This is a genomic window from Aestuariimicrobium ganziense, from assembly GCF_015352975.1.
Lineage (GTDB): Bacteria > Actinomycetota > Actinomycetes > Propionibacteriales > Propionibacteriaceae > Aestuariimicrobium > Aestuariimicrobium ganziense.
Map to the genome: position 1 here is coordinate 60,254 of NZ_JACYIZ010000007.1, position 25,778 is coordinate 86,031.

Below are 25,778 nucleotides of genomic sequence, written 5' to 3' on the forward strand. Positions count from 1 at the left end.
CTCTGGTCTTGAGCGGCCACGGGCGGTTCCCGTGGCAGGAGGGCATGTGCCGGCCCCGCCGGTTGTGCATGGGCACGGTGGCAGGGCCAGTGAAGGAGTCTACCAGCGGGGGACGACCCCCTGCACCCCCGCCAGCGCTACCAGCGGGGGGCGACCCCCTGCACCCCCGCCAGCGCTACCAGCGAGTGTGGGTGGCGATGAACTCCTTGACCGCCACCGGGTCGTTGGCGATCTCGGTCACCTGCCGGGGGGCGTCCAAGAGCCCGGCGAACCGCTCGGGCATCTCGGGCTCGTGCCCGATGGCCTCGCGCACGGTCTGGGCGAACTTCACCGGCAACGCGGTCTCGAGCACCACGATCGGCTCGTCGGCGCCGCTCGCCGAACGGAAGCCCTGCGCCACGGTCACCCCGTCAGCGGTGTGCGGATCGATCAGCACGTCGAGCTCGGCATGGGTGCGCTTGATCGCGGCCACCCGGTCGGCGTGGGTGGACGAGGCCGCCACGAACCCGAACCGCTCACGCAGCGCCTCGAACTCAGGCGTTCCCGCCAGCGAGAACCAGCCCTGCTCAGCCAGGTCGACCAGGAACAACTCCCGCACCCGGGCGGCGTCTCGTCCGACCAGATCGAAGACGAACCGCTCGAAGTTCGAGGCCTTCGAGATGTCCATCGACGGGGACGAGGTGGCCGGGGTCTCGGCAGCCCCGCGCGGGCGGTAGACGCCTGTGGTGAAGAACTCCTGGAGCACGTTGTTCTCGTTGGTGGCCAGCAGCAGGGTGCTCACCGGCAGACCCATCTCGCGGCCGATGTGGCCGGCGCAGATGTTGCCGAAGTTGCCGGTGGGCACGCAGAAGGAGACCTGCTGGTCGTCCGCCGTAGTGACCCGAAGCCAGGCGATCACGTAGTAGACGACCTGGGCGACCAGCCGGGCCCAGTTGATCGAGTTCACCGCGCCCAGGCGGTGACGCTCACGGAAGTCGGCGTCGCCCAGCACCGCCTTGACCAGGTCCTGGCAGTCGTCGAACACCCCGTCGACGGCCAGGTTGTGCACGCTGGGGTCGTCCAGGGCGAACATCTGTGCCTGCTGGAAGGGAGTCATCCGGCCCGCCGGGGTCAGCATGAACACCTCGACCCGGTCGCGTCCGAGCATGGCGTACTCGGCGGCCGAGCCGGTGTCACCGCTGGTCGCGCCAAGAATGCTGAGTGTGCGTCCGCGGCGGGCGAGTTCGTGCTCGAACAGTTGCCCGAGCAGCTGCATCGCCATGTCCTTGAAGGCCGCGGTCGGGCCGTCGGACAGGTGCGCGAGCCACAGCCCGTCGTCCAGTTCGCTGACCCTCACCACCTCGTCGGTGGCGAACACCTCCCCGTTCCAGGCCCGCTCGCAGATGGCGCGCAGGTCATCGGGTTCGATGTCGTCGATGAAGGCGCCCAGCACCCGTGCCCCCACCGCCGCGTAACCCTCGTCGTTCAACAACCTGCGCAGCTCGGCGAGGTCGCCGGTGGTCAGCCGGGGGTAGCGCTCGGGAAGGTAGAGTCCTCCATCGGGAGCGAGCCCCTCGAGCAGGATGTCGCAGAAGGTCGCGGACGCCGTCTGGGAGACATCGCGGGTGGACACGTAACGCACCCGCCAAGGATAGATGCCGCGCCCGCGGCGGCCAGGAGGGCACATGGGCTGGGACGAGCTGCACGCCGCCGCGATCGACGAATTGCGTCAGTGGCAGGCCCCCGACGAGCCCCAGGCCGTGCTGCGCAACGACTTCCTGAGCCACCTGGCGACGCACCCGGACGGCCACCGCAAGGCCGGTCCACCGGCGCACTTGACCGCCTCGTGCGTGGTGCTCGAACCCACGGGACGACGCGTCCTGCTCACCCATCACCTCAAGGCGCAGGTCTGGCTGCAGTTCGGTGGGCACCTCGAGCTGGACGACCGCTCGCTGGCCGACGGCGCGCTGCGCGAGGCCCGGGAGGAGTCTGGTGTCGACGACCTGGAGCTGCTCGGCGGTGTGCTCGAACTCGACCGCCACGACCTGATCGGTGACTTCGGACACTGCGGGACGCACCTCGACGTACGGTTCGTGGCGATCGCCCAGCCCGACGTCGAGCACGCGGTCAGTGCGGAGTCGATCGACGTGGCCTGGTTCGACGTGGATGAGCTGCCCAACCCCGTGCTGGTGCCCGTGGTGGGACGAGCCGTCGCCCGTCTGAGGGCCTCAGGCACTGTCTGAGCAGCTTGAGGCAGTCCGACCGCAGATCACTGCGCGACTCCCGTGCAGTCCGTCCTCTGCAGGTTCAGCGGCGGGTGCGTGGCGGCCCGGGCAGCAACAGATTGCCCGAGGACTTCCAGGCCACCAGCCCCCCAGCGATGAACTCACAGCGGTGGCCCTGCCCGCGGACGGCCTCGACCAGCAACCCTGAGCGCAGCCCGGTGTCACAGACCAAGACGATCGTCCCATCGGGCTCGGCCAGCGGATCGCCCGCGTGCACCGCGAACCAGGCGTCGTGCTGCAAATCCTTGTGGTCGACCAGTCGCGACCCCGGCGCGTGGCCGGCCTTGTACTCCTCGAGGCTGCGGACGTCGACCAGGACACCACCGGAAGCCAACAGGGCGAGCGCCTCGTCCACGGTGATGCCGCCCTCGGGCATCACCCGTTCTCGCAAGCGGTCACGCAGTCCCATGGCGCCCATCACACCACATCAGGCAGAATGATCCGTGGAGTGCCCCGAGCGTGAACACCCACCGGCCACCGCCCCGGGAAGAGGATCACGATGAACAGCTGGCAGTACGAGCCGACGCAGTCGCAGAACCAGCAGTCGGCTGGGAACATGCCGATGCCCTAAGACACCCCTGACCACCCGGGCAGTGCCGACCCCTACGGCCAGCAGTACACCTCTCCCCAACAGCAGTACGAACAGCAGCAGTACGGGCAACCGCAGTACAGCCAGCAGCAGTACGGCCCGGCGCAGTACGACCAGTACGCGGCCTACGGCCAGCCGAATCCCTACGGTCCCCAGACCAGCTGGAACCCGGCGCTGGCGACGATGGCGGCGCCCTACGGGTACGAGCCGGGCACCGGCCTGCCCTACTCGGAGAAGTCGAAGTTGGTGGCCGGGCTGCTGCAGATCTTCCTCGGGGGCCTGGGGATCGGGCGCTTCTACAAGGGCGACATCGGCATCGGCGTCGCCCAGTTGCTCGTCACGCTGGTCACCCTCGGCTTCGGGGCGATCTGGCCCCTGATCGACGGCATCATCATGCTCTGCACCCGTCAGACCGACTCCGAGGGCAGGCCGATGCGCAGCTGAGGGCTCGTCCTCCTCGGGCGCGCGTCACCTCAGTGGGCTGGCGTGCCGAACGACTCGTGGCGGCGCAGTCCCATCGCCACCAGTCGGGCCACCACCATCGCGATGTAGAGCATGCCCGCGATCTGTTCGACCATCACCACGGCTCGGGCGTGCGGCCGCACCGGCACCACATCGCTCAACCCGGTCGAGGTCATCGTGGTGCAGCTGAGGAACAACAGTTCGAACCATCCCCTGGTCTCTCCCGGGCTGGCTGCCACGAACGACCCCGGCACCAGGTATTGGATGATCGAGAACGCGTAGGCGAAGGTCCACACCGCCACCGTGAAGCACGCCCCGACCGCGAACAGTTCGTCGCTGGTGACGTGGGTGTCACGGAACATGTACACGATCAATGAGATCGTCGTGTAGGCGTAGAAGAGCATGTGGAACACGTCACTCCAGACGTGCCAGGGCTGCACCCAGCCCAGTACCCCATCGACCACGGTGAGCACCACGCACGGAGCCAGCAGCAGGAACCCCACCCAGGTGAACATCGGGGTCGCGTTCACCGCCCGGATCGCCATCACCAGCACCAACAGTCCGAGCAGGCTGAACATGCTGCGCCCGAAGTGCGAGCCCGAGCCCTCGAGGAACGGGTAGATCAGGATGCTCAACAGCTGGATGGCCAGCAGCGACGCATTGGGGTTGCGGCGCAGGGCCGGCCACCACTTCTGCCGCACGACGCTCTCGACCACTGGCTCCATGGCGGCAGCGTACGCCCGGCGCTCGCCGGCCCAGGTGGCAACGCCTGTCTGATGGTTTCGTGCCACGCGATCGCTGAAATGGCCCAGATTTCGACCCAAGCCACGATCGCGTGGCACGAAACCATCACCCGGGGTGGCTGAGACCCGGTTCAGGGCACCAAATAGGCTGCTCCGATGGCCCACCTGTTCACTCCTGTCACCGTTCCTGCCCCGTCCGGCCCCGGCCTGACCCTGCGCAACCGCACCGTGCTCGCCCCGATGTGCCAGTACTCGGCCGAGGCCGAGGATGGCGTGCCCACCGACTGGCACCTGGTGCACCTGGGCGCGCAGGCCGCCGGAGGATTCGGTCTGGTGATCGCCGAGGCCACCGCAGTCTCACCCGAGGGACGCATCTCGAACCGTGACGTCGGGCTGTGGAACGACGCGCAACGCGACCAGTGGCGCCGCGTCGTCGACTTCATCCACAGCCAGGGCGCGGCTGCCGGGGTGCAGCTCGCCCACGCCGGCGCGAAGGCGTCGACCTACGGCTGGCTGCCGCAGTTCCTCAACAACGGACTGTCAGGCTCGATCCCGACCGACGGCGGCGGCTGGCAGACCGTGACCTCGGGCTCAGGCGCGCCCTTCGGTGATCTGGCTCCCGCCCGCGGGTTGAGCGAGGACGAGATCCTCGCCAGCATCCAGGCTTGGGCCGACGCCGCCCGTCGCGCCGACGAGGCCGGCTTCGACGTGGTCCAGATCCATGCCGCCCACGGCTACCTGATCCACCAGTTCCTGTCGCCGCTGGCCAACGACCGCACCGACCATTGGGGCGGCAGCTTCGAGAACCGCACACGCTACGTGCTCGAGGTGGCCAAGGCGATCCGTGCGGTGTGGCCCGACCACAAGCCACTGGCGATCCGGTTCTCGGGCACCGACTGGAACGAGGACGGCTGGACCCTGGAGCAGACCCAGCAGCTGGCCCGCCAGTTGTGGGACGAGGGCGTCACCGCCTTCGACCTGTCCAGCGGCGGCATCGGTGCGATCGCGATCACTCCCGCTCCTGGCTACCAGGTGACCCTGGCCGCGGGTGTGCGCAAGGCGCTGGCCGGCCTCACCCTCAACGGCCATCCTGCCTACGTCACCGCGGTCGGACTGATCACCGAGGCCGCCCAGGCCGAGAGCATCCTGGTCACCGGTCAGGCCGACGGCATCAGCATCGGACGCGCCGCACTGGTCGACCCGCACTGGCCGGCCTCGGCCGCGCGGCAGTTGCGAGTCGCCTCGGACGAGAACCCCCGCGCGGCGCAGTTCTGGCGCGCGTTCTGAGCGCTCGTCTTTGGCTCGTCAACCAGCCTGGGGGTCGTGTGACCGCTCACGAGCCAGGTTCTGCTGGGCCATCCGGCGCCAGCGCAGGTCAAGGTCGTCGGGGTCGGGCAGGGGCTTGACGTCGGGTGCGGGGTCGAGTTCCTCGCGCCAGCGACGCACGCCCCACCACTCCCCCGCCACCCACGCGGGCAGGCTCAGCCCGACCGCCACAGTGAGCGGCGGCAGCAGCACCACCGGCAGCAGTCCCAGCAGCAGCAGTGGGGTCAGCAGCGCCCTGACCGGACGCTGCTTGACCAACACCGCCGTCAGCCCGAGCACCTGTTCACGCGAAGCATGCCAAGGTTGCGCCGAGGCAGCGGCGACGTAGGCCGAGCCCATGATGGTCACCACCCAGACAACAGGGATCAGGAAGCCGCTCACAGCCACCCTGACGCTGGACTCCACGTTGATGATCGCCCACAGGTTGACCAGCGCCATCACCGCTACCACCACGAAGGTGAGGCTGACCGGCAGGTCACGGCGCCAGGTGGCTCGCAGTTGCCTCATCGGGGTGAAGAAGCCCTCGTCCACGTGCCGGTCGAGCGAGGTCACCACCCGCATCACGCCAGCGAGGCCGGGAACCACCCCCACGAGGGTGGCCCCGGCCACGAGTCCCGCCCAGTTGGACGAGAAGAACGCCGACGGCTTGCGAAGGGCGTCGAGAGCTTTCGACGACCTACTTGATGCCCGAGTTGACGAAGCCATTCACGAAGTATCGCTGGAAGATGATGAAGAGCACGATCATCGGCAGCGCCGACAGGGTCGTCCCCGCCATCAGCAGGTCCCACTGGGTGTTGGACTCCTGCCGGAACACCGACAGGCCCACCTGGATCACCCGCAGGCTCTCGTCCCTGGTGACCAACAAGGGCCACAGGAAGTTGTTCCAGCCACCCTCGAAGCTCAGCAGGCCGACGGTCAGCAGGCCCGGCTTCACCAACGGGGTCATGATCTCGAGCCAGATCCTGGGCTCCGACAGTCCGTCGATGCGCGCCGCCTCGATCAACTCGGTCGGCGTGGTCACGTAGAACTGGCGCAGCAGGAAGATCGAGAAGGCACCGACCATGCCGGGCACCAGCAGCGCCCACCACGAGTCGATCCAGCCCTGACCACCCTGGCCGAAGATGTCGTTGCCACCGAACAGCGGCATGAACCGCACCAGCAGGAACGACGGGATGACAGTCGCGTAGAACGGGATCATCATCGTGGCCAGGAACCACCCGAAGATCCACGGCGCCGCCTTGAACCGCAGCTTCGCCAGGGCGTAACCCGCCGAGGCACCGAACAACAGGGTCGTGAAGACGTTGACGATGCCGATGATGAAGCTGTTGCGGGCGTAGATGTGGAACGGTGCCGCGTCAATCGCCCGACCGAAGTTCTCGAAGTGCCACGAGCGCGGGAAGAAGGGCGGATTGGGCTGGCCCAGTTCGTCCTGCGAGCGGACGGCGGTGAAGAACATCCACAGGAAGGGCAGCACCATCGCGGCCGAGATGGCCGCCAGGATCACCCACAGGATCGTCCTCGAGATCCGCCGACGACGACGCTGAGAGACGTCCTTGACTGCATGGTCGGGTGTCGAACTGCGCACCTGCTGGATGCTGTCGTCGGCAGGGTCGCCCGGCACGTGCGTGCGGGTGACGTCCTCGATGTCAGGAGTGTTGGTCTCATTCGCCATCGGTGCCCCCCACGATCTTGCGTGACAGCAGGGTGAGGACGAGCAGGACGAGCAACAGGATGACCGACATCGCTGTGGCGTAACCCATCCGGAACTGCTGGAACGCAGCCACGTAGATCTGGTAGGTGATGACCGTGGTGGCGTTGGCAGGCCCACCGTTGGTCAGGTTGAAGATCAGGTCGAAGGTCTGGAAGTTGCCGATGATCGAGGTGACCAACACGAAGAACGTCGCCGGACGAAGCAGCGGAACGGTGATCTGGAAGAACTTCTGGATGGTGTTCGCACCGTCGACCTCAGCGGCCTCGTAGAGCTCGTGCGAGACGCCCTGCAGGGCAGCGAGGTAGATCAGCATCTTGATGCCGATGCCCTGCCAGATGGTCACCAGGATGACCGCGGGCAGCGCCAGGTCGGTGCTGGTCAGCCAGTTGAACGGCCCCAGCCCGACGAAGCTCAGGATCCGGTTGGCCAGACCCGGCGTTCCGGGGGCGTAGATCCACAGCCAGATCATGGCGATCGCCACGGTTGCGGTGACGTGCGGCATGAAGATCATCGTCCGGAACCAGGACTGACCGCGCAGAGCTTGGTTGAGGGCAACCGCGAGCACGAGCGCGATGAACATCGAGATCGGCACCCCGAAGGTCACCATGATCAGGTTGTGCCACAACGCGCGCCAGAAGACCTGGTCGCCCATCAGCTCGGTGTAGTTGGCGCCACCGTTGAACTCGGGGGGGTTGACCACGTCGTAGTCGGTGAAGCTCATGAAGATGGCCACGACCACCGGAGCGCCCACCCAGATCAGCGTGTGGATGAGGGCCGGCAGCGTCAGCAGCCAGCCCCACATCTTCTCCGCCCTCAGGGACGAGCCACGCCGGCGGGGTCGAGTCGACCCCGCCGGCGTGAGCGTGGCGCTGTGGCTCACTTGATCCGCCCGATCGAGTCCTCCGCCATCTTCTGCAACTCCTCGATCGACTCCTGGACGCCCTTCTTGCCCAGCACGGCGCCCTCGAGGATCGGATCCATCTTTCCGCGGATCTCCATCCAGGCAGCCGTACCACCGTCAGTGACGGAGTGCTCGAGGTTCTGCTGCGAGTAGTCGAGGATCTTGTTGCCGCCCAGGTCGGTGCCCTTGGCGATGTTGGAGTTGGCGGGCACCTTGCCGGTGAACTTGCTCGCCGCGGCCAGCGCCTCGTTCGACACCAGGTACTGGAGCGCGGCCAGGGCAGCGTCCTCGTTCTTGGTGCGCGACGACAGGCCGACCAGCGTGCCGCCCTGGTAGAGAACCTTTTTTCCGGCCTCGGTGCTGGGGCACAGCATCATGCCGAGGTTCTCGTCCTTGACGAGCTCGGGGCTCTGCTGGGCCAGCGACGGCCACACGCCCGAGGACTGCCAACCGATGACGCACTTGCCGGTCTGGTAGGCACCCGGCTGGCCGGCGGCCACGCGCAGGTTGAAGTCCGACAGCTTCTCCTTCTGGATGTCGACCATCCACTGCAGAGCCTTGACCGCGGGCTCCTTGTTGAAGTGGGCCTCCATGCCGTCCTCGCTGAACTGGGTGCCGCCGAAGGCGAAGGTCATCTGACCCCACACCTGGCGCAGGCTCGAGGCCAACATGTCGAGGGGGACGCCACCGGTCTTGCCCTTGAGCTCGCGGAGCAGCTCGGTGAAGTCATCGATGGTGTCGCGCTCGGGGTTGTCGACACCGTGCATGGCCAGCAGGTCCTTGCGGTAGATGAACGGACGCGACTCAAGCAGCAGCGGCACTGCGTAGAGCTTGCCGTCCCACTTGGCGTTCTCGAGCAGCAACTCGGGGATCTTGGCCTCACCGAGCACCGACTCGTCGAGCGGGGCGAAGACCTTCTTCTGGGCGAACGGTGCGGTCCAGCCCATGCCCATCATGATCAGGTCGGACGCCTGACCACCGGCGATCTGGGTCGAGAGCTTCTCGTTCAGCTTGTCCCACGGGGTGTAGTCGACCTGGAACTTCACATCCGGGTGCTTCTCGGTGAACTTCTTGAGGATGTCGCCCTCGAAGGCCTTCTTGCCGTCGGTGCCGGCGAACTCCGGGGTGATGATGTTGAGCGTGCCCTTGAGCACCGCGTCGGACTTGGGGGCGGCCGGCTGATCGGCATCCCCGCCTCCTCCACCGCTGGAGCAGGCCGCAGCGGCGAGGCCCACACCGGCGAGACCGGCCGCAGTGAGAAGTTGGCGACGATTGAGCATGGGTCAGACCTCCTGGGGTCGCGGGGTAGTCCGCGGTGCATCGACGGTGACAGCAGCAGTCAGCCTTCAGGGCGACTTGCTGGAACAGTACCCACTGGGAAAGCGTTTGCCCAGACCCCGTGACTGAATCGCAACAATCAAGCCCCACGAACGAGCCCACAAGCCCCGATGCCATCCCTGCGGCTGGCAACTTATGGCAACACGTTGACCCTGGACGAGCCGGAAGCCTCGCGCTCAGGAGTCGTCGCGGCGGCGTCGGGAGATCTTGGTGTACATGTCCTCGATCAGCTCGTTGAAGCGCTTCTCGACCTCGCGACGCTTCACCTTCAACGTGGGGGTGAGCAGTCCGTTCTCCATGGTGAACTCCTCGACCGAAGCCCGCAGGTCACGGATCTGCTCGTGCGAGGGCAGCTTTGCCGTGAGCTGCGAGACCCGCTCCTTGAGCGCCTCGACCACCTGGGGGTCGTCGGCCAGCTCGCGCGAGTCGCCCACCTTGACCTGCAGCCTGCTCGCCAGCTCCTCCAGGTGCGGCAGCGACGGCCTGACCAACATGGTCAGCGACGGTCGCCCCTCGCCGATCAGCACCGCGTGCTCGAACAGTGGGTCGCTGAGCACCAGACCCTCGATCGGCTGCGGGGCGACGTTCTTGCCGCCGAGAGTGACGATGATGTCCTTGATCCGGTCGGTGATGAACAGGAAGCCGTCGCTGTCGACGTAACCGGCGTCTCCGGTGTGCAGCCAACCGTCCTTGATGGTCTCGCCGGTCGCCTCGTCGTCACCCCAGTAGCCCGACATCAGGTTCGGCCCGCGGTAGAGGATCTCGGAGTCGACGCCGATCGCCAGTTCACCGCCCTGCATGACCCGTCCGGCGCTGCCGACCTTGAACGCGGTCGGGGCGTTGAAGCTGACCAGGGGCGAGGCCTCGGTCAGGCCGTAGCCGGGCTGCATCGCCACCCCGGCGGCCGAGAAGAACTCCTCGACCTCGGGACGAACCGCTGCCCCGCCGCACGCCAGCACCGTCTTGGGCCCACCGATCGCGTCCCGGACGTTCTTGAGCACGAGCTTGTCGGCCAGCGGCAACTGTGAGCGCCACACGATCGAGGGCTGCTTGCCCTTGCGCAGGGCGCGCTGCATCTGGCCGCCGACGGTGAAGGCCCAGTCGAAGATCTTCTTCTTGACCGGCGAGGCGGCAGCCTTCTGGTGGGCCACGCGGTAGACCGTCTCGTACAGCTTGGGAACGCTGACCAGCAGCGTCGGCTTGGCCAGCGGCAGCATCTCGGCCACTTGGCGGGCGTTGGGCAGGTAGGTGTTCATGCAGCCGTGGGCCAGCACGATCGTCGTCCAGGCCCGCTCGAGCGCATGGCTCAGCGGGAGGAAGCACAGGCTGTGGTCGTCCGGGCTGATCTCGAACAGGGCGCTGATCGCCTCGATCTGCGCGATCAGGGCGCCGTGGGTGAGCATCACGCCCTTGGGGTCGCCGGTGGTGCCGGAGGTGTAGATCAGCGAGGCGAGGTCGTCCGGGCCGGCCTGGTCGAGCCGGGCGCCGAGTTCCTCGTCCTGCTCGAACGAGCCGGTGGCCAAGAAGCTCGTCCAGTCGAGTTCGCTCTCACCGTCGGACGAGCCGTCGCTGGCCATCGAGACGACCAGGCGCAGGTCGGGGAGGCCTGCGCGCGCCTCACGAACCCGCTCGAGCTCGGAGGCTCCCCCGGCGACCAGCGCGACGGTGCCGGAGTTGCCGAGGATGTGGGTGATCTGTTCGGGGGTGCTGGTGGCATAGATCGGCACCGGTACAGCGCCCACGCTCAGGCAGGCCAGGTCGGTCTGGGTCCACTCGGGGCAGTTGTTGGCGAACAGGCCCACCCGGTCACCGCGCTGCACACCGGCGGCGACCAGGGCCCGCGCGATCGCGGTGACCGACTGCTGCAACTGGTCATAGGTCTGCACGCGCCAGCTGTCGTCCTCGCGGATGCGGGTGGCTGGGCGGGTGCCGTGGCGGCTCACCGAGTCGGCGAACATCAGCGCCAGGTGGCGGCGGTCGGGTGCGAAGGTCAGCGACATCGGTGGCAACTCCTTGTCACGACCCTGGGGTGGGGCCGTGCCTGTGAATCTATCGGAGGCCCTTGGCGGTGCGTGGGTCAGAGTCGAGAGCGCAGCCAGTCGAGGTCGGCCACCTGCCCGGCGAGGCCCCCACCGGTCTCGACGACGGTGGGAGCGCCGGCCAACCGCACCACCTCGGCCAGTCCGTCGGGATCACACTGCCCGTGGCCGAGGTTGGCGTGCCGGTCGGCACCGGAGTCGAAGCCGTCGCGGGAGTCGTTGGCGTGGACGAGGTCGATCCGCCCGGTCAGCGCGCGGACCTTCTCGACCAGCCCGGCCAACTCCTCACCCCCGGCGTGGGCGTGGCAGGTGTCGAGGCAGAACCCGACCCGGTCGGCGTTGGGTGAGCCCTCGAGCGAGGTCCAGAGCTGGTCGATCCGCTCCAGCCGACGAGCCATCGCGTTCTCACCGCCGGCGGTGTTCTCGATGAAGATCGGGATCGGCAACTCGAGCGAGTCGACACACTTGCGCCAGTTGGCGAACCCGACGAAGGGGTCCTCGCTGGCGGTGACGTGGCCACCGTGGACGACGACGCCGATCGCACCGACCTCGGCGGCCAGGCTGACGGTCTGCTGCAGCAGCTTGCGCGACGGGATCCTGATCCGGTTGTTCGAGCTGGCGACGTTCATCACGTACGGGGCGTGGACGACCAGTTGGACGCCGGCCTGTTCGGCCTGCTCGCGCAGGCCTGCGGCGCCACCGGGGTGGGCCAGCACTGGGGTCCTCCAGCTCTGCGGGTCGCCGAGGAAGAACTGGACGATGCCGGCGTCGCGGGCGATCGCCTCGCCAACAGGGTCGTCACGGTCGACATGGGCTCCGAGGATCATGGCCCCGATCCTAGGCGGACCGGCTGACGTGGTGACCTGGCGCCGGTTCAGCGTGCGGTCATCCGGTAGGGCTCGCCGGGGGCCAGCACCACGATCCGCTCGGGGTTGTCCACCACCTCGAGCAGCGTGCGCGGGTCGCCGTTGAACGGGTTGAAGTCGGGAGCGTCGACGCTGCCCCAGTGGTGGCACAACAGCACCGCCTCGGGGTGGGCGTTGGCCATCTGCACCGCACCGTCGAAGGTGAAGTGCCACTCGGAGTCGGAGAAGTCGAACAGCATCACGTCGGGTGAGGGGCCCTCGAGGTGGTGTTCGGGGATCAGCCGCGAGTCACCCGGGGCCCAGATCGTGCCGTCGGGGGTCTCGATCCAGATTCCGCAGGCGTCGTCTGGCTCGTGCCAGTGCTCGTCGGTGCCGGGGAAGGCGTTCTGCCAGGCGTGATCGGCCGGGGTCAGGGTGACGGTGACGTCGCCCACCAGCACCGCGTGCAGTCGGGGCACCGCCGACGCGGCCACCGGGAAGTCGAGCAGCACGGGCATGTCGAAGCCCTCGAGCAGGGGGTCGATCATGAAGGTCGTCCCCCGGCTGTTGACCAGGAAGCCGGCGAAGCCCAGCCAGGTGATGGTGGTGTGTTCGGACGGGCCGAAGGCCTCGTCCGACATCGGGATCGACTCGGGCGCCATCACCTGGCCGCCGGGGCTGGTGCGCAGTTCCATCGTGACCTCCTGACGAAAGCGTCTCACAGCCCCGGCGCCCGGGGGTTGGCTCAGCCGTACTGCTCGTGGCCGCTGCCGCGCGCGCCGGCGATGCTGAAGGCGGCGGTGGCTTCGTGCAGTTCCTTGAGGTCGTCCGCGCCGAGCTCGAGGTCGGCCGCGGCCAGGTTCTCCTCGAGTCGGTGCAGCTTGCGGGTGCCGGGGATCGGCACGATCGACTCGTACTGGTGCAGCAGCCAGGCCAGGGCGACCTGCGCGGGGGTCGCGCCCGCGCGCTCGGCCACCCGCTCGACCAGGTCGACGATCGGACGATTGGCCTCGAGGGCCTCGGGGGTGAACCTGGGGAACCGACTGCGGATGTCGTCGGCACCGAAGGTGTCGGTGGTCGCGACCGCCCCGGTGAGGAATCCCTGACCGAGCGGACTCCAGGGCACGAATCCGATGCCGAGCTCACGGCAGGTCGGCAGCACCTCTGGCTCGGACTCCCGCGCCCACAGCGAGTACTCGTTCTGCACGGCGCTGACCGGCTGCACGGCGTGGGCACGGCGGATGGTGTCGGCACCGGCCTCCGAGAGCCCGAACGCGAGCACCTTGCCCTCGTCGATCAGTTCCTTGACCGTGCCGGCCACGTCCTCGATCGGCACCTCGGGGTCGACCCGGTGCTGGTAGAGCAGGTCGACGTGGTCGGTGCGCAGGCGCTTCAGCGAGTCCTCGGTGGTGCGACGGATGGCGTCGGGACGGCTGCACAGCCGTCGTCGCTGCTTCACGTCGGGATCGATCAGGCCGAACTTGGTCGAGATCACGACCTGGTCGCGAATCGGCTCGAGCGCCTCGCCGACCAGGTCTTCGTTGGTGAACGGTCCATAGATCTGGGCGGTGTCGAACAGGGTCACGCCGAGTTCGTGGGCGCGGCGGGTGAAGCTGATCAGCTCGGCACGTTCGGGCGAGGGCCCGTAGTTGATGCTCATGCCCATGCAGCCCAGGCCGATGGCCGAGACCTCGAGGGTTCCCAGTGTGCGGGTCTTCACGTCACTCCTTGTGATGGGGTGGGGTCGGGTGGTCACAGGTCCATGACACGCTGGCCGAGGCCGCGCACCATGGCCGGGTCACGGTGGTCGAAGAACAGGCTCTTGCCGCCGTCGAGGGTGGCGATCTTGGCCATCTCGTCGTCACTGAGCTCGAAGTCGAAGACGTCGATGTTCTCGGCCATCCGCTCGGGACGAACACTCTTGGGGATCACGACGACACCCCGCTGGACGAGCCAGCGCAGCACGACCTGGCCGACGGACTTGCCGTGGGCCTCACCGATCGAGGCGAGCAGCGGGTTGGTGAACAGGTCGTTGCGGCCCTCGGCGAAGGGACCCCACGACTCGATCTGGACGCCCTCGGCCTGCATCAGTTCCTGGTCGGCGACGCGCTGGTGGAAGGGGTGGGTCTCGATCTGGTTGACCGCGGGCACGACCTGGTTGTGGACGATGAGGTCGACCAGCCGATCGCCGGCGAAGTTCGAGACGCCGATCGCGCGGGTCAGGCCCTCGGCCTGCAGCTCCTCCATCACCTTCCAAGCACCGTGCACGTCGTTGTAGGGCTGGTGGATCAGGTAGAGGTCGAGCGTGTCCAGGCCGAGCTTCTCCATCGAGCGCTCGAAGCCGGCACGCGCCTTGTCACGGCTCACGTCCTGGATCCACAGCTTGGTGGTGATGAACAGCTGGTCGCGCGGGATGCCGCTGGAGGCGATCGCTCGTCCGACGGCGCGCTCGTTCATGTACGAGGCTGCGGTGTCGATCAGCCGGTAGCCGGCGGCCAGCGCGTCGGTGACCGCGCGCTCGCACTCGGCCTCGTTGGCGATCTGGAAGACGCCGTAGCCGAGGATCGGCATCTCGACGCCATTGTTCAGGGTCACGGTCTGCATGGGTGGCTCCTCATCGCGGTGTGTGGGTGTTTGGTCGGGGGGTGGTCGTCGACTGGGCTCCTGCCCAGTCCATCGGACGAACCACGGCTGGGGAAGGCCCTGCTGGAGCACGCACTGCCAGTGCCTGTTTCACGTGCCGCGACCCGGCTAGCGTCGAGGCGTGGACAACCGTGCCGAGATCCAGGACTTCCTGAGCAGCCGCCGTGGGCGGGTGCAACCCCAGGACGTCGGCCTGCCAGGACCGGAACGCCGGCGCCGGGTGCCCGGCCTCAAGCGTGAGGAGGTCGCGCTGCTGGCCGGTGTCAGCGTCGACTACTACGCCCGGCTCGAACGCGGGCAGCTCAGGGGTGTGTCCGACCAGGTGCTCGAGGCGATCGCCGACGCGTTGCGGCTGGACGAGGCCGAGCGCACCCACCTGCGCGACCTGGCGGCCGCAGCTGGAGCCTCCCCGAGGCGTCAGCGGCAGCGCCCGACACCGACGGCCAAGGTGCGTGCCAGCGTGGTCACCCTGCTGGAGTCGATGACCGTGCCCGCCTACGTGCGTGACGCCCGCTTCGACATCCTGGCCGCCAACCAGGCCTGCGTCGCCCTCTACGACGGGGTGCTGCGCGCCGAGGCGCTGCCACTGAACCTGGCCCGGTTCATCTTCCTGGATGCCCGCTCGCACGCCCTGTACCGCGACTGGGACGAGGTGGCCGAGGCCACGGTGGCCTCGCTGCGTGCCCAGGCCGGCCGCGACCCGATGGACAAGCCGCTGACCGACCTGATCGGTGAGCTGATGGCCCGCAGCCACCCGTTCGCCACAGCCTGGGCCAAGCACGACGTGGGTCGGCACTCCACTGCGCTGAAGCGGCTGCGCAACGCCGAGGTCGGTGACCTGGAGCTCACCGGGGATGCCCTGGAGTTGTCAGCCGACGGCCTCACCGTGATCGTGTACACGGCAGCAGCGGGCAGTGCGGACGAGGAGAAGCTGAGGCTGCTCTGCAGCTGGAACGGATCGGCACCGCGCGACGATGCGGTGGTCCATCATGGGAGCCATGTCGCAGAACACCCCCCGGCCCGCTGACTCGTCCTACGGAGCATCGGGCATCGCCGACCCGGCACTGGTCGTCGGCCACACCCGCCAGAAGCACCGCTGGTACTCGACCTGGTATGCCGCCTTCGGCTTCGCGAACTTGGTGATGGTCGGTCTGGTGGCGCTGCTCGGCTCGCCGTGGGGATGGATCCTGGCGATCATCCTCGGGGTGGTCGCGATGATCCCGCTGGTGAAGTTCGTGATGACCTGGCCCCAGATCGCGACCGAGCACCGCGGCACCACCGCCATGTTCTGGATCGGTCTGGTCGTCATCTGGGGGGTGGCCTGCTGGCTGGCCAACCGGGACGACGGGCAGCGCTGGATCTACTGGGCGGCCGGTCTGGTCATGCTGGTGCTGGGTCTGGTCGCCGCCGCGCTGATCCGCAAGCGTTCCGACGACGCCCCGGCACCGCAGACTCCCAGCGGCGCCGTCTTCTGACGCTGAGGCACGCAGCCCGGGTCAGCGGGGGCCTACGCGGGGCATCACATGACGCTCCACCAACCCGGTGATCAGCGCCAGCGGTGCCGCGGCCTTCGACGCCACGCCGGCCTGAGGTGGCAGCACGCCACGATCGGCCAGCCCGGGCCCGATCACCGACAGCATCCGGGCCACCGCCGGCAGGGGACGGATGAACAGCGTCACCTCGGCGATCAGCCCGTCCGGGCCCAGGCGCAGCCACTGCACCTCTTCGAGGTTCTCCCCGGCCAAGGTCTGCTGCCCGTGCACCACCCCGTCGTCACCGGCGCCGGTGACCCGGACGATCTCGATGTCGCGCAGGGGCTCGAAGGCAGCCTCGAACACGCCCATCACCGCTGGTCGTCCCTCGAAGCGGAAGGCGTCGGTCAGCGGCGAGACCAGCACGGCGTCGGGTGACAGTTGCTCGGCCATCACGGCCAGGTCGGTGTGGCGGTCGGCCTCGACCCAGGCCGCGATCGCCGGTGGCTGCCCACCTGCGGCCGCGCGGTCACTCATGGTCGAGGACGAGCCCTTCCTCGCCGACCACCTCGATCACCTGCTTGCCGTCCTGGTCGACCCACACCCCGCACGAGCCGCCACCCTCGGCGATCTCGAGTTCGAGCGGCTTGCCGTCCATGGTGAGCGCAGGGTTGTAGAACTTGGCCACCTTCTCGGCGTCGCCCTGGATGTAGTGGCCGATCAGCGAGCGGCGGAAGCGGTCTTCGGTGGTGTTGGGGTTCGAACCGTGCACCACCTGGCCGTTGAAGAACAGCACGTCACCGGGCTGCATGCGAACCGGTTCGGGCTCGACACCCTCGGGCAGCGGCACGGTCACGTCGGTGAACGACTGCGAGGTGTCGGCGGTCACCGTGCACAGCGTCTCCCACTCGTGCGAGCCGGGCACCATCTTCAGGCAACCGTTGTCCTCGTCACAGACGTCGAGCGCCATCCAGGCCGCCACGCAGGTCGACGGCTGTGCACGCAGGTAGAAGTTGTCCTGGTGGATCGCCTGACCGCGAGCACCCGGCGGCTTGAAGTAGAGCATGGTCTGCACCGCGTAGGGGTCGCGGCCGAGCAGGGTGAACATGGCCTGCCGGATGCGTGGGTGCAGCAGGTAGCCCAGCGAGGTCTCGTCCCAGCGGTGCATGTGGATCATCCGCGGGTACTTCTTCAGCGGGTCGAACTCGCCCCCGCCCTCGACGCCGGCGAAGTCGCCGTCGTGGTTGCCGGCGGCGTTGAGTTCCATGAAGTGGTCTCGGTAGGCGGCGGCCTCGTCGGCCGAGAACAGTCCCCGGACGACGGTGAAGCCTCGGGTCGAGAATTCGACGACGTGCTCGTCGGTGGCCCGGACGGCGTCGGACTGGTCGCTGGTCTGGGGGTCGGCGTTGACCTGGGTGGTGCTCACGGATGCTCCTTCGGGCATGCGGCGGGCGAGAGTTCGTCCAAGCGTAGGCAGAGCACCCACCAACCGCACAGTGATGCAGGACGAACACGCGACCGACCCGCACAATTCTCTGCCGCAGCCGAGGGTGGCTCTCTGTTCGCCCCGCCGCCCAGCCGGTGGGTGGCTCGATAGGCTGACGGGGTGACCAAGAGTCTCTACGTGGCGTCCGTCGAGGGACGCGTGGGCAAGAGTGCCATCGCCCTGGGCCTGATCGAGTCGCTCACCCGGCAGGTCGAGTCCATCGGCGTGTTCCGTCCGCTGGTCAAGGACGTCGAGGACGACGTGGTGCTGCGCACCCTGGTCGGCATGCCGATGATCGACCAGTCCTACGAGGACGCGGTCGGGGTCAGCTACGAGCGGCTCGGGCAGGACGCCGATGCTGCGATGGAGGCGATCGTCGCCAAGTTCGGTGCCATCCGTGACCGCTACGACGCCGTGGTGATCGTCGGCTCCGACTACTCCGACGTGCAGTCGCCCACCGAGATGGCGTTCAACGCCGAGGTGGCTGCCAACCTCAACGCGCCGGTGATCATCGCCATCAACGGACGACGCAAGTCGCCCACCGAGGTGCGTCGCTCCGCGCGGGTGGCACTGCAGGAGTTCGAGAACCACCACACCGACGTGATCGCGATCATCGCCAACCGCTGCGAGCCCGACCAGCGCGACGAGGCCGCGGCCGAACTCGCCTCACTCGAGGGCAACTACGTCACCGCCGCGATGCCCGACGACCCGGTGCTCGGCGCCCCCACGGTGCGGGCCCAGTTCGAGGCCCTGGACGCCAGGCTGTGGCTGGGCGACCCGAAGATGCTCGACCGCGAGTCGCTGGGCGTACTGGTCAGTTCGATGACCCTGCCCAACCTGCTCGACCGGCTCGAGCCGGAGTTCTCGCTGGTCGCGCCGTCCGACCGGCTCGACCTGCTCCCGGGGCTGACCATGGCGCACCGCTCTGGCACCTTCCCCAACCTGGCAGCGATCTTCCTGGTCGGCGGCTACCCGATTCCCGACACCGTCACCCGCCTGCTCAAGGGGATCCAGTGCGAGCTGCCGATCGGGCTGGTGCAACAGGGCACCTTCCGCACCGCCGAGAAGCTGTTCGGCATGGAGGGGACGATGACCTCGTCCCCGCGCAAGGTCGAGGTGGCCCGCCGACTGTTCAACCAGTACGTGGACGACGAGGCGATCCTGGCCGCGATGCACCTGGAGCGAGCCGAGATCCGCACCCCGGTGATGTTCGAGTACCAGATCATGCAGCAGGCCCGCGCCAACAAGCGCACCATCGTGCTGCCCGAGGCCAGTGACCCCCGGATCCTGGAGTCGGCGAGCATCATCCTGCAGCGTGGCGTGGCCAACATCGTCCTGCTCGGCGACCCCACCGAAGTGAAGCGGCAGTCGCACGCCCAGGGCTTCGACATCGACGGTGCGGTGGTGGTCGACCCGACCAACCCTGACCTGGCCGAGCGGTTCGCCGAGGAGTACGCCCGGCTGCGCGCCCACAAGGGCATGACCATCGAGAAGGCCCGTGAGGTGCTGACCGACCTGTCGTACTTCGCCACCATGATGGTGCACCTGGGCATGGCCGACGGCATGGTGTCGGGTGCGATCAACACCACCGCCAACACCATCCGGCCCAGCCTTGAGTTCATCAAGACCAAGCCCGGGGTCAAGATCGTCAGCTCGTCGTTCCTGATGTGCATGCCCGACCGGGTGCTGGTCTATGCCGACTGCGCGGTCAACCCCGACCCCACCGACGAGCAGTTGGCCGACATCGCCGTGGTGTCGTCCGAGACGGCTCGGCAGTTCGGCATCGACCCGCGGGTGGCCATGCTCAGCTACTCCACCGGCACCTCGGGTTCGGGAGCCGACGTCGACAAGGTGCGTTCGGCCACCGAGCAGGTGCGCACCCTGGCCCCCGAGCTCAAGGTCGAGGGACCGATCCAGTTCGACGCCGCCGTCGACCCCAAGGTCGGCTCGTCCAAGATGCCGGGTTCCGAGGTGGCCGGTCAGGCGACGGTGTTCATCTTCCCCGACCTCAACACCGGCAACAACACCTACAAGGCCGTCCAACGCACCTCGGGTGCGGTGGCGGTCGGCCCGGTGCTGCAGGGGCTGAACAAGCCGGTCAACGACCTCTCGCGAGGCGCGCTCGTCGACGACATCGTCAACACCGTGGCGATCACCGCGATCCAGGCCCAGGCCGACGACACCCCGGCCGACGTCGACGCCCTGCGTGCCCTGGTCGCCCCGCCGCCACTGCCCGAGCCGACGCCGGCTCGCGACCTGCAGCCCTCTCCCGAGCGCGACATCCCGTCCGCCAGCCCCCTGCCCACCGAAGAGAGCGACTGACATGGCCCGACCGATCCTGCTGCTGAACTGCGGTTCGTCCTCGATCAAGTACCAGATGATGGACGCCGCCTCCGAGCAGGTGCTGGCCGTGGGGCTCGTCCAGAAGGTCGGTGATGCCGGGGCGGGCACCCTCGACCACGAGGTGGCTGGCGAGAACTTCCAGCTCGAGCAGCGCTTCGAGAACCACACCGTCGCGCTCGAGGCGGTGGTGCAGATGTTCGCCGACCACGGCCCTGACCTGTCGCAGGCCGAGGCGGTCGCCCACCGCACCGTGCACGGTGGCCGGATGTTCCAGCAGACCACCGTGATCAACGACGCGGTCGTCGCCAAGCTCAAGGAGTTGTACGGGCTGGCCCCGCTGCACAACCCGCCGGGCGTGGCCGGCATCGAGGCCGCCCGCAAGGCGCTGCCCGACGTGCCACACGTGGCGGTGTTCGACACCGCGTTCTTCGCGAACCTGCCCGACGAGGCCACCACCTATGCGATCAAGCACGAGGTGGCCGACGCCCTCAACATCCGCAAGTACGGCTTCCACGGCACCTCGCACCAGTTCGTGTCGGCCAAGGTCGCCGAGTTCCTGGGCCGCGACATCAACGAGCTGAAGCAGATCGTCGCCCACCTGGGCAACGGGGCCTCGATGTCGGCCGTTGACGGTGGCAGGCCGATCGAGACCACGATGGGCCTGACCCCGCTGCAGGGCCTGGTGATGGGCACCCGCTGCGGCGACGTCGACCCCGGGCTGTTCGCCTACCTGCAGCGCAAGTACGGCTGGGACGTCAACGAGACCGACTCGTTCCTCAACAAGCAGTCAGGCATGTTGGGCCTGACCGGCAAGACCGACATGCGCGACGTCAAGGCACTGGTCGACGCCGGTGACCCGCAGGCCATCCTCGGCCGTGACGTCTACGTGCACCGTCTGGTCAGCTACATCGGCTCCTACACCGCGCTGCTCGGCGGCCTCGACGTGCTCACCTTCACCGCTGGTGTCGGTGAGAACGCGGCCTGGATCCGCGCCGAGGTGCTGCAGCGACTGGCGCCGTTCGGCGTCCGGATGGACGAGCAGGCCAACGAGGTGCGCTCGAAGGAGCCGCGCCGGATCTCGACCGATGACTCGACGGTCACGGTGCTGGTGGTGCCCACCAACGAGGAACTGGCGATGGCACGCGAGACCTTGGCCGTCATCGACGGCTGAGGGGTGGCTACTCCGCGCCCAGCCAGGCGACCAGTGCGGCGAGGTTGCGCTGCAGCCGAGCCACCTTCTGTTCGGGGGTGAGCGTCTCGGCCGGCTGCACTCTGGCCGGCAACTTCCGTCCTCGCACGTAGAGCGAGCAGGCCAGGTCGGCGCACAGGTAGTTCCCACGGGAGTCACCCGCGCGTCCCCTGGGCCCGGGACGGGTGGCGGTCATCAACGCAATGTCACTGGCGGGATGCACCGTACGGCACAGCGAGCACATCCCCTGCCGACTCGTTCCAGCGCGGGGTCTGGCCTGCTTCAACAGGAAGCCGATCAGCGTCCCATCGGCGCGCTCGGTGACCAGGTATGACGTGGTGCTGCCCGACGGGTCGGCCCAACCGAGCAGGTCGAGGTCGTCCCAGGGCTGACCGTCGAGGTCGGGCAGGCTGATCCGCTTGGCCGCCGTCTGGGAGCAGTTGACGAAGCTGGAACGAATCTGGTCTGCGGTCAGCGGCTTCACGCTCCCATCCTGTCAGTGGATGCGCACTCACCGAAGCACCCTGGCGACCTTCGCCACTCCCGCTCAGACGCTGTGACACTCCCCACACTCAGCCGGTAGGTTGTCCCCCATGGCGACAGCACTCGTGACCGGCGCGACCGCAGGCATCGGCAACACGTTCGCCCGGCACCTGGCCGCCCGTGGTGACGACCTCGTCCTGGTGGCGCGCGACCGCGACCGGTTGAACGAGACCGCTGAGCAACTGCACCGTGCCTATGGGGTCGACGTCGAGGTGCTGGTCGCCGACCTGTCGGACGAGGCCCAGCTCTCCGCAGTCGCCGAGCGGGTCGAGAGCGCCGATCGTCCGATCGAACTGCTCGTCAACAACGCCGGGTTCGGCCTGCACGCCAAGCTGCTCGAGGCCGACAAGCTGCCCCTGCAGCGCCAGGCGATGGACGTGATGTGCTGGGCTGTCCTGGTGCTCTCGGGCGCCGCCGGTCGGGCGATGAAGGCCCGCGGCCACGGCACCATCATCAACGTGGCCTCGACCAGCGCCTGGATCACCGCCGGCAACTACTCCGCGATCAAGTCGTGGGCGCTGGCCTACACCGAGGGCCTCTACAACGAACTCAAGGGCAGCGGGGTCAATGTCAGCGCGCTGTGCCCGGGTTGGGTGCGTACCGAGTTCCACCAACGCGCCGGCATCAGCGCCAACCTGCCCGACATCGTCTGGGTCGACATCGACACCCTGGTCTCCGAGGCCCTGGCCGACGCCGAGAAGGGCGTGGTCATCTCGATCCCCACCTTCAAGTGGAAGGCCGCGATCTTCGTCGCGCAGCACGGGCCGCGCAGCTTCATCCGCTGGTTCAGCCGGCAGTTGTCGTCCAGTCGCCACAAGCAGCACGCTCGGCGGCCGCACCTGCACAAGCAGCACTCCCAGAAGGCGTCGTGACCACCGAGCCGCGGCCGGCCGGCAGGGGCCGCTACACCAACGCCTGGCACCGCGCGGCCCGCTCGGCCACGCGCATCCTGTTCCTCAAGCCGTTCGTGTGGCGACTGCTCGACGTCAAGGTGCACGGGCTCGACCGCATCACCAACACCCCCGAGACCTTCATCGTGGTCGGCAACCACTCCTCAGACCTCGACGCCCCGCTGATCTTCGGCGGCCTGCCCGGACGGATGAGCAGGTACCTGACCACCGGTGTCGCGGCCGACCGGTTCTTCACCAAGTGGTGGGGCAAGGCCTACACCTCGCTGCTGTTCAACGCCTTCCCGGTCGAGCGTGGCGGCAAGTCCAAGTCGGACGACAGCAAGCGCAACTCACGTCGAGGCCTCGCCCAGCAACTGCTCAACGACGGCATCCCGATCCTGCTGTTCGCCGAAGGGACGCGTTCCCGCACGGGCGCGATGGGGCCGCTTCGTCCCGGAGCCGCCTCGCTGGCGATCGCGCGGCACGTGCCGATCATCCCGGTGGCCATCGTCGGCGCCTACACCGCCTGGCCCAGCCACCAGAAGAGCCTGCCCTCTGGTCGTCCGCCGGTGCACGTGGTGTTCGGGCACCCGATGATGCCGGCGCCAGGCGAGATCGCCCACCAGTTCAGCGAGCGCATCCGCCGTCGTATCGTCGAACTGCATGACACCACCGCCCGTGCCTACGGCATGAAGACCCTCGCGGAGTACGCCCGCACGGTCGCGCTCGAACAGTCAGACAACAGCCGCAACGAACCCCGGCGCGGCACCACGGCTCCCACCCCGGAGCCACCGAAGGGAGAGTCATGATCGGCGTCAAGAACCAGAAGTGGTGGGGTTGGGGCGACGAGGGCATCAACTTCTCGTTCGCCGACAAGCCCAAGTTCGCGCCGTTCGTGCTCGACCGGCTCGGGGTCGACATCAACGCCGCCGCTGGTCGTCCGCCGCGGTTCGACGAGATCGCCGTGCCGGCCTCGCAACTGTCGGACGATCTGCGCAGCCGTCTGGTCGACGCCCTCGGTGAGACCTACGTGGTGACCGACGACGAATGCCGGGTGGTGCACGCCTACGGCAAGGGCGTCCGCGACCTGATCAGGGTGCGTCGCGGCCAGCTGGGCCGCGTGCCCGACGTGGTGCTCTACCCCGGCAGCCACGACGAGGTGGTCGCGATCATGGACGCCGTGATCGACGCCAACGCGGTCGTCATCCCCTACGGCGGCGGATCGAACATCACCGCCAGCCTCGAGGCCGAACCCGACGAGACCCGCCAGGTGGTCAGCGTCGACCTGGGTCGGCTCAACAAGGTGCTCGAGATCGACGAGACCTCGCAGCTGGCCCTGATCGAGGCCGGTGTGCTCGGCCCCGACATGGAGAACCAGCTCAACGCCCGGGGCTGGACGCTGGGCCACTTCCCCGACTCGTTCATGTGGTCGACGTTGGGCGGGTGGGTGGCCACCCGTTCTTCGGGCCAGCAGTCCGACAAGTTCGGTGACATCGCCGACATCACCCGCGGCCTCACCATGGTGATGCCCGGGCAGGTGCTCGAGCTTCGTCCGCTGCCCTCGACCTCGTCGGGACCGAGCGTGCGCGAGATGGTGATTGGCTCGGAGGGACGACTGGGCATCATCACCAAGGTCTGGGTCAACGTGCACCGCATTCCCGAGGTCAAGGAGTTCCAGGCGTACTTCTACCCGACCTACGACGACGGGGTCGCCGCTGCCGAGGAGATCATGCACTCCGACGCGCACCCGATCATGTTCCGGGTCTCCGACGCCAACGAGACCGCCTTCGTGATGGCCAACGGCAAGAAGTCGAGTCGGATGGGCCACTACATGAGCAAGGCCATCCAGCAGGTGATGCTGCGCAAGGGCTGGGACCTGGACAAGATCTGCATCTCGTTCGTCGGCTTCGAGGGCAGCGCGGTCGACGTGCGCTACCAGAAGGCGATCACCAACAAGATCATCAAGGCCCACGGTGGGCTCGGCGTCGGCAAGGGCCCGGCCACCCTCAACGACCAGAAGAAGTACGACATCCCCTACATCCGTGACTTCCTGCTCGACCGGGGCATCCCGGCCGACGTGTCCGAGACCTCGACGCCGTGGTCGCGGGTCAAGGAGATGCACGACGAGACCGTCGCCCGCGCCGAGGAGGCCTTCGCCCAGATCGGGCACCGCGGCTACATCATGTGCCACGTCTCGCACAGCTACCACACCGGCGCCTGCCAGTACTTCACCTTCGCGGTGGCCGACTCGTCCGAGAAGAACCTCGACTCCTACGACGTGGTCAAGCGTGCGGTGCAGCAGTCGTTCATGGATCACGGGGGCACCGTCAGCCACCACCACGGTGTCGGCGAGGAGCACTCCCCGTGGATGGCCCAAGACATCTCCGAGGCGGGCGTCCACATCCAGCGCACCCTGTTCGACGGCATCGATCCCGGACGCAACCTCAACCCGGGCAAGATCACCCACGACGGCCTGCCCGGCTGGTCGTCCAACTCGACCCCTCCCGACCAGCTCTGACATGCAGGTCAGGCGGCGCGAGGTCGGCCGGCAGCGCGTGCTGTCGCTGACCCGCGCGGTCAGGGTCGGCGAGATCGACGACCACATCGCCCGGGCCGATGCCCTGCTCACCACGCTGGCGCCGGCGGCGGGCCATGTGTTCGTGGTCTACCACGGCGAGGTGACCCGCTCACAGGCCAACCCGGTCGAGGTGTGCCTGCCGATCACCGACGACGCGGTGGTCTCACTGCCACCAGGTGTCATCGAGCGGGTCGAGCCGGCCCACGCCGAGGCCTACGTCGAGGTGACCAAGGGCGGGCTGGACTACCCGGCGATCCTCGACGCCTACAGCGCGGTCGAACAGTGGGTGCTCGCCCATGGCGCCACCTGCATCGCCTCACCGCGCGAGGTCTACTTCGGCATCTTCCACTCCTCGAGCATGGACGACGTGGTCGCCGAGGTCGCCTACCCGATCGAGGACTGACGACTCCTTCTAC

26 protein-coding genes are annotated in these 25,778 nt (G+C 68.0%); 11 read left to right on the top strand and 15 right to left on the bottom strand.

The window, feature by feature from the left end; genetic code table 11:
- Window positions 1–175 precede the first annotated feature (175 nt).
- Window positions 176–1,621 carry a threonine synthase gene (gene thrC, locus IE660_RS13185; RefSeq protein ID WP_203568842.1) on the bottom strand — a complete coding sequence of 482 codons (1,446 nt, stop codon included), beginning with the start codon at window positions 1,619–1,621 and terminating at the stop codon, window positions 176–178.
- Window positions 1,622–1,664: 43 nt separating this feature from the next.
- On the opposite strand from thrC, the gene IE660_RS13190 reads away from it, so the two are divergent.
- Complete coding sequence (locus IE660_RS13190) at window positions 1,665–2,222, top strand: NUDIX hydrolase (protein WP_203568843.1); 558 nt, start codon at window positions 1,665–1,667, stop codon at window positions 2,220–2,222.
- A 64-nt stretch (window positions 2,223–2,286) separates the two neighbouring features.
- Here IE660_RS13190 and IE660_RS13195 read toward each other — a convergent pair whose 3' ends face one another.
- The gene (locus IE660_RS13195) at window positions 2,287–2,673 is read right to left on the bottom strand and encodes a rhodanese-like domain-containing protein (RefSeq protein ID WP_203568844.1); all 387 of its coding nucleotides are present in this window, start codon (window positions 2,671–2,673) and stop codon (window positions 2,287–2,289) included.
- Window positions 2,674–3,036: 363 nt separating this feature from the next.
- Here IE660_RS13195 and IE660_RS13200 point away from each other — a divergent pair, with 363 nt between their 5' ends.
- Window positions 3,037–3,297, top strand: a complete 261-nt coding sequence (locus tag IE660_RS13200; protein ID WP_203568845.1) for a TM2 domain-containing protein — start codon at window positions 3,037–3,039, stop codon at window positions 3,295–3,297.
- Between the two features lie 29 nt (window positions 3,298–3,326).
- Here IE660_RS13200 and IE660_RS13205 read toward each other — a convergent pair whose 3' ends face one another.
- Window positions 3,327–4,040 (bottom strand): ion channel, encoded by a 714-nt coding sequence (locus IE660_RS13205; RefSeq protein WP_203568846.1) that lies wholly within the window; start codon window positions 4,038–4,040, stop codon window positions 3,327–3,329.
- A 174-nt stretch (window positions 4,041–4,214) separates the two neighbouring features.
- Between IE660_RS13205 and IE660_RS13210 the strand changes: the two genes are divergently transcribed.
- A complete protein-coding gene (locus tag IE660_RS13210) occupies window positions 4,215–5,345 on the top strand; it encodes an NADH:flavin oxidoreductase/NADH oxidase (protein WP_203568847.1) in 1,131 nt (376 codons plus the stop codon).
- A gap of 18 nt (window positions 5,346–5,363) precedes the next feature.
- On the opposite strand, the gene IE660_RS13215 is transcribed toward IE660_RS13210, so the two are convergent.
- The 9 genes from IE660_RS13215 to IE660_RS13255 form a co-directional block, all read right to left on the bottom strand.
- Window positions 5,364–6,089 carry a hypothetical protein gene (locus IE660_RS13215; RefSeq protein WP_203568848.1) on the bottom strand — a complete coding sequence of 242 codons (726 nt, stop codon included), beginning with the start codon at window positions 6,087–6,089 and terminating at the stop codon, window positions 5,364–5,366.
- Window positions 6,061–7,056 (bottom strand): carbohydrate ABC transporter permease, encoded by a 996-nt coding sequence (locus tag IE660_RS13220; protein ID WP_203568849.1) that lies wholly within the window; start codon window positions 7,054–7,056, stop codon window positions 6,061–6,063. The genes IE660_RS13215 and IE660_RS13220 overlap by 29 nt, the downstream gene beginning before the upstream one ends.
- Complete coding sequence (locus tag IE660_RS13225; RefSeq protein WP_203568850.1) at window positions 7,046–7,897, bottom strand: carbohydrate ABC transporter permease; 852 nt, start codon at window positions 7,895–7,897, stop codon at window positions 7,046–7,048. Before IE660_RS13225 ends, IE660_RS13220 begins: the two co-directional genes overlap by 11 nt.
- Window positions 7,898–7,971: 74 nt before the next feature.
- On the bottom strand, window positions 7,972–9,276 hold the full coding sequence (locus IE660_RS13230) for an extracellular solute-binding protein (protein WP_203568851.1): 1,305 nt from the start codon (window positions 9,274–9,276) through the stop codon (window positions 7,972–7,974).
- Between the two features lie 234 nt (window positions 9,277–9,510).
- The gene (locus tag IE660_RS13235) at window positions 9,511–11,334 is read right to left on the bottom strand and encodes an AMP-dependent synthetase/ligase (RefSeq protein ID WP_203568852.1); all 1,824 of its coding nucleotides are present in this window, start codon (window positions 11,332–11,334) and stop codon (window positions 9,511–9,513) included.
- A gap of 77 nt (window positions 11,335–11,411) precedes the next feature.
- Window positions 11,412–12,209 carry a deoxyribonuclease IV gene (locus IE660_RS13240; protein ID WP_203568912.1) on the bottom strand — a complete coding sequence of 266 codons (798 nt, stop codon included), beginning with the start codon at window positions 12,207–12,209 and terminating at the stop codon, window positions 11,412–11,414.
- Window positions 12,210–12,247: 38 nt separating this feature from the next.
- Window positions 12,248–12,913 (bottom strand): MBL fold metallo-hydrolase, encoded by a 666-nt coding sequence (locus IE660_RS13245; RefSeq protein WP_203568853.1) that lies wholly within the window; start codon window positions 12,911–12,913, stop codon window positions 12,248–12,250.
- Window positions 12,914–12,963: 50 nt separating this feature from the next.
- Entirely contained in the window at window positions 12,964–13,938 is a 975-nt protein-coding gene (locus IE660_RS13250; protein ID WP_203568854.1) for an aldo/keto reductase, read from the bottom strand.
- Between the two features lie 32 nt (window positions 13,939–13,970).
- Entirely contained in the window at window positions 13,971–14,822 is an 852-nt protein-coding gene (locus tag IE660_RS13255) for an aldo/keto reductase (RefSeq protein ID WP_203568855.1), read from the bottom strand.
- A 160-nt stretch (window positions 14,823–14,982) separates the two neighbouring features.
- Here IE660_RS13255 and IE660_RS13260 point away from each other — a divergent pair, with 160 nt between their 5' ends.
- Both IE660_RS13260 and IE660_RS13265 read left to right on the top strand, forming a co-directional pair.
- Window positions 14,983–15,888 carry a helix-turn-helix domain-containing protein gene (locus tag IE660_RS13260; RefSeq protein WP_203568856.1) on the top strand — a complete coding sequence of 302 codons (906 nt, stop codon included), beginning with the start codon at window positions 14,983–14,985 and terminating at the stop codon, window positions 15,886–15,888.
- On the top strand, window positions 15,860–16,336 hold the full coding sequence (locus IE660_RS13265) for a hypothetical protein (protein WP_203568857.1): 477 nt from the start codon (window positions 15,860–15,862) through the stop codon (window positions 16,334–16,336). The genes IE660_RS13260 and IE660_RS13265 overlap by 29 nt, the downstream gene beginning before the upstream one ends.
- 21 nt (window positions 16,337–16,357) lie before the next feature.
- Here IE660_RS13265 and IE660_RS13270 read toward each other — a convergent pair whose 3' ends face one another.
- Window positions 16,358–16,870, bottom strand: coding sequence for a nuclear transport factor 2 family protein (locus IE660_RS13270; RefSeq protein ID WP_203568858.1), 513 nt, complete (start codon window positions 16,868–16,870; stop codon window positions 16,358–16,360).
- The gene (locus IE660_RS13275) at window positions 16,863–17,759 is read right to left on the bottom strand and encodes a phytanoyl-CoA dioxygenase family protein (protein ID WP_328701958.1); all 897 of its coding nucleotides are present in this window, start codon (window positions 17,757–17,759) and stop codon (window positions 16,863–16,865) included. The genes IE660_RS13270 and IE660_RS13275 overlap by 8 nt, the downstream gene beginning before the upstream one ends.
- Window positions 17,760–17,939: 180 nt before the next feature.
- On the opposite strand from IE660_RS13275, the gene pta reads away from it, so the two are divergent.
- Entirely contained in the window at window positions 17,940–20,141 is a 2,202-nt protein-coding gene (pta, locus tag IE660_RS13280; protein ID WP_203568860.1) for a phosphate acetyltransferase, read from the top strand.
- Window position 20,142: 1 nt separating this feature from the next.
- A complete protein-coding gene (locus IE660_RS13285; protein WP_203568861.1) occupies window positions 20,143–21,333 on the top strand; it encodes an acetate/propionate family kinase in 1,191 nt (396 codons plus the stop codon).
- 7 nt (window positions 21,334–21,340) lie between these two features.
- On the opposite strand, the gene IE660_RS13290 is transcribed toward IE660_RS13285, so the two are convergent.
- Window positions 21,341–21,835, bottom strand: coding sequence for an FBP domain-containing protein (locus IE660_RS13290; protein ID WP_203568862.1), 495 nt, complete (start codon window positions 21,833–21,835; stop codon window positions 21,341–21,343).
- A gap of 109 nt (window positions 21,836–21,944) precedes the next feature.
- On the opposite strand from IE660_RS13290, the gene IE660_RS13295 reads away from it, so the two are divergent.
- Genes IE660_RS13295 through IE660_RS13310 form a run of 4 tightly spaced genes read left to right on the top strand, consistent with a single transcriptional unit; the run spans window position 21,945 to window position 25,765 of the window.
- Window positions 21,945–22,766, top strand: coding sequence for an SDR family NAD(P)-dependent oxidoreductase (locus IE660_RS13295; RefSeq protein WP_203568863.1), 822 nt, complete (start codon window positions 21,945–21,947; stop codon window positions 22,764–22,766).
- A complete protein-coding gene (locus IE660_RS13300) occupies window positions 22,763–23,593 on the top strand; it encodes a lysophospholipid acyltransferase family protein (protein WP_203568864.1) in 831 nt (276 codons plus the stop codon). The genes IE660_RS13295 and IE660_RS13300 overlap by 4 nt, the downstream gene beginning before the upstream one ends.
- Window positions 23,590–25,302, top strand: coding sequence for an FAD-binding oxidoreductase (locus tag IE660_RS13305; RefSeq protein ID WP_203568865.1), 1,713 nt, complete (start codon window positions 23,590–23,592; stop codon window positions 25,300–25,302). Before IE660_RS13300 ends, IE660_RS13305 begins: the two co-directional genes overlap by 4 nt.
- Before the next feature lies 1 nt (window position 25,303).
- Window positions 25,304–25,765 carry a GyrI-like domain-containing protein gene (locus tag IE660_RS13310; RefSeq protein ID WP_203568866.1) on the top strand — a complete coding sequence of 154 codons (462 nt, stop codon included), beginning with the start codon at window positions 25,304–25,306 and terminating at the stop codon, window positions 25,763–25,765.
- Window positions 25,766–25,778: the final 13 nt, after the last annotated feature.